This is a genomic window from Streptococcus mitis (assembly GCF_001579035.1).
GTDB lineage: Bacteria > Bacillota > Bacilli > Lactobacillales > Streptococcaceae > Streptococcus > Streptococcus mitis_J.
Genome location: NZ_KQ970297.1, coordinates 1 through 5,517, shown reverse-complemented (window position 1 = coordinate 5,517; position 5,517 = coordinate 1). Strand labels below are relative to the sequence as shown.

At 36.4% G+C, this 5,517-nt stretch carries 7 protein-coding genes; all 7 read right to left on the bottom strand.

Going from position 1 to position 5,517, the window contains the following annotated elements:
- Positions 1–820: hypothetical protein (locus SMIDD26_RS10710; protein WP_134990306.1), on the bottom strand; the 820-nt coding region annotated here is incomplete at its 3' end.
- Between the two features lie 42 nt (positions 821–862).
- On the bottom strand, positions 863–1,003 hold the full coding sequence (locus SMIDD26_RS12410) for a hypothetical protein (protein ID WP_153299254.1): 141 nt from the start codon (positions 1,001–1,003) through the stop codon (positions 863–865).
- Between the two features lie 63 nt (positions 1,004–1,066).
- Positions 1,067–1,501, bottom strand: coding sequence for a hypothetical protein (locus SMIDD26_RS10705; protein ID WP_000801501.1), 435 nt, complete (start codon positions 1,499–1,501; stop codon positions 1,067–1,069).
- Positions 1,501–1,794, bottom strand: a complete 294-nt coding sequence (locus tag SMIDD26_RS10700) for a hypothetical protein (RefSeq protein WP_000786930.1) — start codon at positions 1,792–1,794, stop codon at positions 1,501–1,503. Before SMIDD26_RS10700 ends, SMIDD26_RS10705 begins: the two co-directional genes overlap by 1 nt.
- Positions 1,795–2,380: 586 nt before the next feature.
- Positions 2,381–3,340, bottom strand: a complete 960-nt coding sequence (locus SMIDD26_RS10695; RefSeq protein WP_061440094.1) for a protein rep — start codon at positions 3,338–3,340, stop codon at positions 2,381–2,383.
- A gap of 264 nt (positions 3,341–3,604) precedes the next feature.
- Entirely contained in the window at positions 3,605–4,312 is a 708-nt protein-coding gene (locus tag SMIDD26_RS10690; protein ID WP_061440093.1) for a zonular occludens toxin domain-containing protein, read from the bottom strand.
- A 339-nt stretch (positions 4,313–4,651) separates the two neighbouring features.
- Positions 4,652–5,517, bottom strand: an 866-nt coding sequence (locus tag SMIDD26_RS12405; RefSeq protein ID WP_246747040.1) for a hypothetical protein, incomplete at its 5' end; no start/stop codon positions are given.

The window sequence follows — 5,517 nt, the reverse complement described above, 5'->3', positions numbered from 1 at the left end:
CAGTTGATACCGTCATTCTCTCCCCTAAACCAATTTCAGGAACAGAAACAGATTTTACTACAACATTGTTTCCTGGAGGAACGTCTAAATAAACAGACCTACCAACTCCTTTCCCTTTATGAGCAATTGTAGCCGAAAGGTAATTTATTTGACCTTTTTCATTTCGCCCCACATTATAATCTACACCAGCCGCTCCTATCCCTGAATCAGTAACCGTTCTTAATTTAACTTTAGAGTCCGTCGGTTCTAACTCAACCTTAACAGTTATTTGAGGAACAAGATAATCTATCCCCTCTTTAAAACTATATGAAGAAAATATCCAATTATATGCCGGCTTTTCCGTTCCAATATACAATGATGCTGAAGGTCCGCCACCAACCATCAATTTAGTTGAATTAGGTGCTATAACTCCAGTATTAGTCAACAAACCGCCTTTATAAACTAATGTACTAGGAACAGTAGCAGTTGAACCTAATCCAGCCCCTACATTCTTAATTGCTTGTTTTAGAGTACCATCAATTTTTACAGATGTTCCTGATACAAATTCTCCAACAGAATGACCCATTTTTTTAAGCTCATCCGCTACTGCACCACCTACAGCTTTAACTTCATCAAAATGCTCGATAGTATAACCCAACACAACACAAGCAACTATACCCAATACAACCCAAGGTAAAACTGCAGGATTTAGACCTCCAAGAAGCAACCCTCCAGACAATGCCCCTGCATCTGCCTTAACTACTTTAGGCTTAAATGCACTAGTAAAAAGTAATGTAACTATACAAAAACAAACTGCTATTTTTTTAATAATTTTTTTCATTTTGCTCCTTATCAAAAAAAGCACCCTTTCGAGTGCTTTTGATTAAAAGAATTTCTTGAGCAATGATACTGCAAAGCGAGAAGCAAGGCTCACTCCCAAAATAGCGGCACCAATTGGCAAGACAGACGGAACTGTCTGCAGAACTGCGTCCTTAACAGGTGCTAAAAGTTCAGCTGTAATCATAGAAAAATCCTCCAAAATTGTTTTTTTAGGTATAGTTTAACGTCTTTACCCATAGACAAGTTTTTAGAATACAAATTGTTTTAGTAAATGGTTTATAAAGAAAAATAAAAGGAGACCAGGAATGACAATCACTCCGTAAAAAGTAATGACATTTGCCTGCATATGGTACAAATCGTAATCTTTTTCAACTTTGGTAACTATCTTTGCTATTTTTTCATCAGTCTCGGTTTGCTTGCCGTTTTCTTCTGTCAGCTTAGATAGATTTTTCAATTCTTCTAGAATTTCATCAGAATCTTGTTTCTTCTCTTGATTTTCATCTTGCTTTTTCTTTTCAAGTTGCTCTTGTTCCTGTTTATCTTTATCAATGCGCTCATTAAATTTCTTTAATTCGTCATAGACTTTATTTGTTGCTTTTGTCTGTTCATTCAATTTCTCAAGTAAACTTTTATTGTAAGACTCAAATACACTTGAGAGGTTTGAATTATCTTCAGGCTTCATTATGCAGCCACATCAACCGCTTCAACATTTTCAAAACGGTCAAAGGCAACTTTTTTAGTCGCAATATTAACGGTCATGAACATTTCAGCTTTTGCAGGTAATGGATTACGAGCAATCAAAGCATATTGTGCTGATGTAAGGCTATATTTTACAGGCAATAGACCTACAACATTTTCAGGATCTTCATTCACTAAAGGAAGTACCCACACTGTAACGCCTGACACCTGTCGTTGCGTTTTCTCGTCTGTAAAATCATAGGGACGAGCACCCAAAATTAGAACATCATTTTTCATTGTTTTCCTCTTTTCTTTTTTGTTGTTCACTTATATATTCGTAAATACATTTCAAAAAAAAGAAAAAAATCCAAATTTTTTTTGGATTGATTTTAGCCATTATATATTTATTTCACGTTTCATTGACAGTAAGAAACCAGGGACTAAACTTTTAAAATCGTCTGTCGGTCGGTCTAATGCCCCACCAACACGATTTCAAGTTTAATCTGTCCCTGCTTACTGTCCAATGAACTTTCGCGACATAAAACGATTAACTAATTTTATTTTTCAATCTATTACATCTTTTTCTTTTTTTTGCTATACTAGTATCGCTCTCGGTTACCGATTGCGTTCCTATGGTTCGTGAAAGGAGGTGAGCTTATTGCATTACATTTTTGACGTCTTACTTGCTATTATGGCGGAAGTAGCTGCACACTACATCTGCAAGTGGTTAGATAGCAAGGACAAAGACCGAAGCTAGCCCAAGATACCCGTTAATCTGAAAAGAACGTAAAAAAAGCCCTGGAGGACTGCCATCCTCTGGGGCTTTGGTGTGCTATTGCATTACATTTTATAACTCAATTATACCACATTATTCTGTTTTATTTTACTTTAAATAATAATTTTTACGTTCCCAGTTCCATATTGCTACAATTTCACGACCTGAAGAAGTGCCGTCTTTATCCTCTCCAGTTTGAACAAGATTACCATCTTCTAAATCATCAAAGTCCAGGTCTTTTTTGATTTCCTTAAACAGCTTACCAAATCCAATTTGTCTTTTTCGGTGCAATCCTGTCAGCATATCATCTACTATCTGCAGTTTCTCCTGATCTGTAAAATCCGTTTTTTCATCAGTCACATCAAACGGTTTTACAGGATATTTTGCAGTCTCCAAAATAGCACCTTTTAGCCCTTTGCCTTTATCAGCCTTGACGGCTCGAATATCAACTAAAGGAGTATAATCTAGCTTCATAGCTTTCTGCCAAAGTTCCGTCCATTCCTCCTGTTTTAAATAGTCAGCTTTTGACCTGAAATAGCCTGGCTTAACCATTAGTAAAACGTGCAGATGAGGATGATAGCTGTCTAATTCTTTGGAATAAGTAACCTCTGTCGCTCTTAAAAATCCGATTAAGTTTTTATCGACTTTTTTATACTTCATCAGCCTATTAAACCCTATAAGAATATCTGTCATGGATTTATTGAGTTCTTGACCTGTCACATTTTTAACAGTCAAAGTCAAGAATAGGAAGCGCCCTTTCGGTTGCCTAGTCATAGCTTCTTCAACAATTTTACTTGCTTGATATGAGTACTTCATCGACCTTCTCCAGTTGCACAGAGCACACAGCTTATTTTTGCAGAAATAAGACTGATATAGTTTCTTCGTTCCGTCAGACTGCTCAACAAATTTTAGAACTTCAGCGCATTGATATACTCGCTCAAATGAACGATAACCCAAAATATCTAACTGTCCTGCCAGTTCAATATTTTTTAATTTGCGTTCTCTCCATTTTCTATCTTTTCCAGTCTTTGATATATCCTGAAATACTTGATTTTTGACTTCTGTCATGTTATAATTTACCTGTAATTACAAAGAAATATAGAAAAAAGTCCTTGCAATTTTCCTAGCTTTTTATGATTTTGATTGAACACCTAAATTATATCAAAAGCTTTCACAAAAAACAAGGCTTTTTTTGTGCCTAAAAAGTCAGTAATATCAAGGGTTTAAGCCTGTTTTTATACCTGATTTTTAAAATCTTGTTATTTCTATATGTATCAAGATAAGAAGAAAGCCCCTGCGGGGGCTTTCTCAAGGGGCTTTCAGCCCCTTTTTTTAGCCCTTATTTACTGCTTCAGCCATCTTTTGAATTTTGGCATAAGTGTCATATTTTTCTCTAAGTTCTTTCGATTGCACGAAACTTCTGCGCCATAATCTACGCAACTTCATTTTTGCTTCAGGACGGTCGCAAACTGCGTTATAATCTTCTGCATCAAATGCCCTTGTAAAAGTCCAACGTCCTGCAATCGTTCGACACTCGACAACCTCAAATGTCTGTTCTCTCAACTGCTTCACTACACGAGTAAAGACCTGACTTGTACCAACAATTTTTATACGCTGTTTCCGTTGTTGCGTAATCTCTGCCAGCAAGCCTTCAGGGAATTTTTGCCAAGCACTTGAGTTATATTCATTTTGTATCTCATCGATGGCAAATATAACCCCTTTTAATCCATTTCTCAGCTCGAAAAGTTGTTGCCAGCTCTCCATAGCTATATCTTGATGAACATAGCCAAAATTCGTGCAAATAATGGCTTCAGGATACTTCTTTCTCATCCTTTCAAGATATTCTGTCATAGCCATAGTTTTTCCGCCACCTTGACGACCACAATACAAGGTCAGACCGTATTCTCTAAATTCTTTCCCATTCCTGACACGATGATATAAATCATAAGACAAAGCGCCTATAAAGCTAAAAATCTTCAAATATGCAGGCTTTTCCGAAAGTACCTCAAATTGCTTTCCTCGAATACCTTTTTTTCTCATAAACAATAACCAATGCTAAACAGATAAAACGGGCGCCCGCAAATGCGGGCTTTCCGTTTTATCCTGCCTACCCTTTCTTATTTTTTTAGTTAATAAACGGTATTCGATGTATAAGCCAATTTATACATTTCGTACCGAAAAGCGAAACATAAAAAGTAGATATCAACCCTATACAGATAAAAATATCTCTAAAAGGCACAAATGGCGATGCCTCATATAGTATATTCGATACTGCATTTAAAGCTGATACAAAATTATTTACAAATTCAAAAGATGGAAATAAACCTATCAACCACTCTAAAATTTTAAAACAAACATCTAAAATACCTTGTATCATCTTTAATCCTCCGCCACTTTATGGAATTTCCGTGCAAAGAATAAAGCCATCAAAACATAAGCTAAAGCCCTAAAAAACATTTTGATTGGCGAAGCCAATTTAGTTGCTATTGCTCCGTTTAATATCACATAATTAGAACCCAAAATATTAATACTCATATCGCTGAATGTGTCCTTATCATTAAAATCATACCTTAAGGGAACCATCACAGGGAATTTTCTCCTAAAAATGTCATTTAAACCGCTCAAACGTCCCCTTAACCATGTTTCATCAATAGAGAATGTCCACGTTATAGCCCCTGTAATTGCGTCAGAAATGACTTTAGAGAGAGTTTGAAGAAATTCCCATATCTTACTTAAAATGTTTATTATGCCCCCAGGAATAGCTAAAATAGCTTGTAAAATTTTAGCAAGCCAATCCCATAAAGCTTTTAATCCATTTAAAATTGCTCCAGGTATTCCAAGAATTGCATTCAATAACTTTTTAAGCCATTCTATAATCTTATCCAACCATCCAAGGCCTGTACCTGCTGCAGTAGTTGCGCCACTACCTGCAAGAGTTCCAGCTCCTGCCAATTCACCTGCTCCAGTTAGCGAACCAGTACCAGGTATTTCACCAATCCCAAGAGAACCAGCTCCAACCTCAGGAACCGCTGGATTAGCAACCCCTGTACCTGCCCTAATCTTGTTTAACTCTCTTAATTGATCATCAGAATAAGTCTTATCTGATACCCTAGGAAGAGCAGGTAAACTCAAAGAAGCCACCTGAGCATCACTTTTAAAAGTTACTGTTTCGCTATTTTTAGGAAATGCCGTGTCTATATATTTATCAACGCTAGAACTATCAATAGCACCCTGTTTCAGTTTTT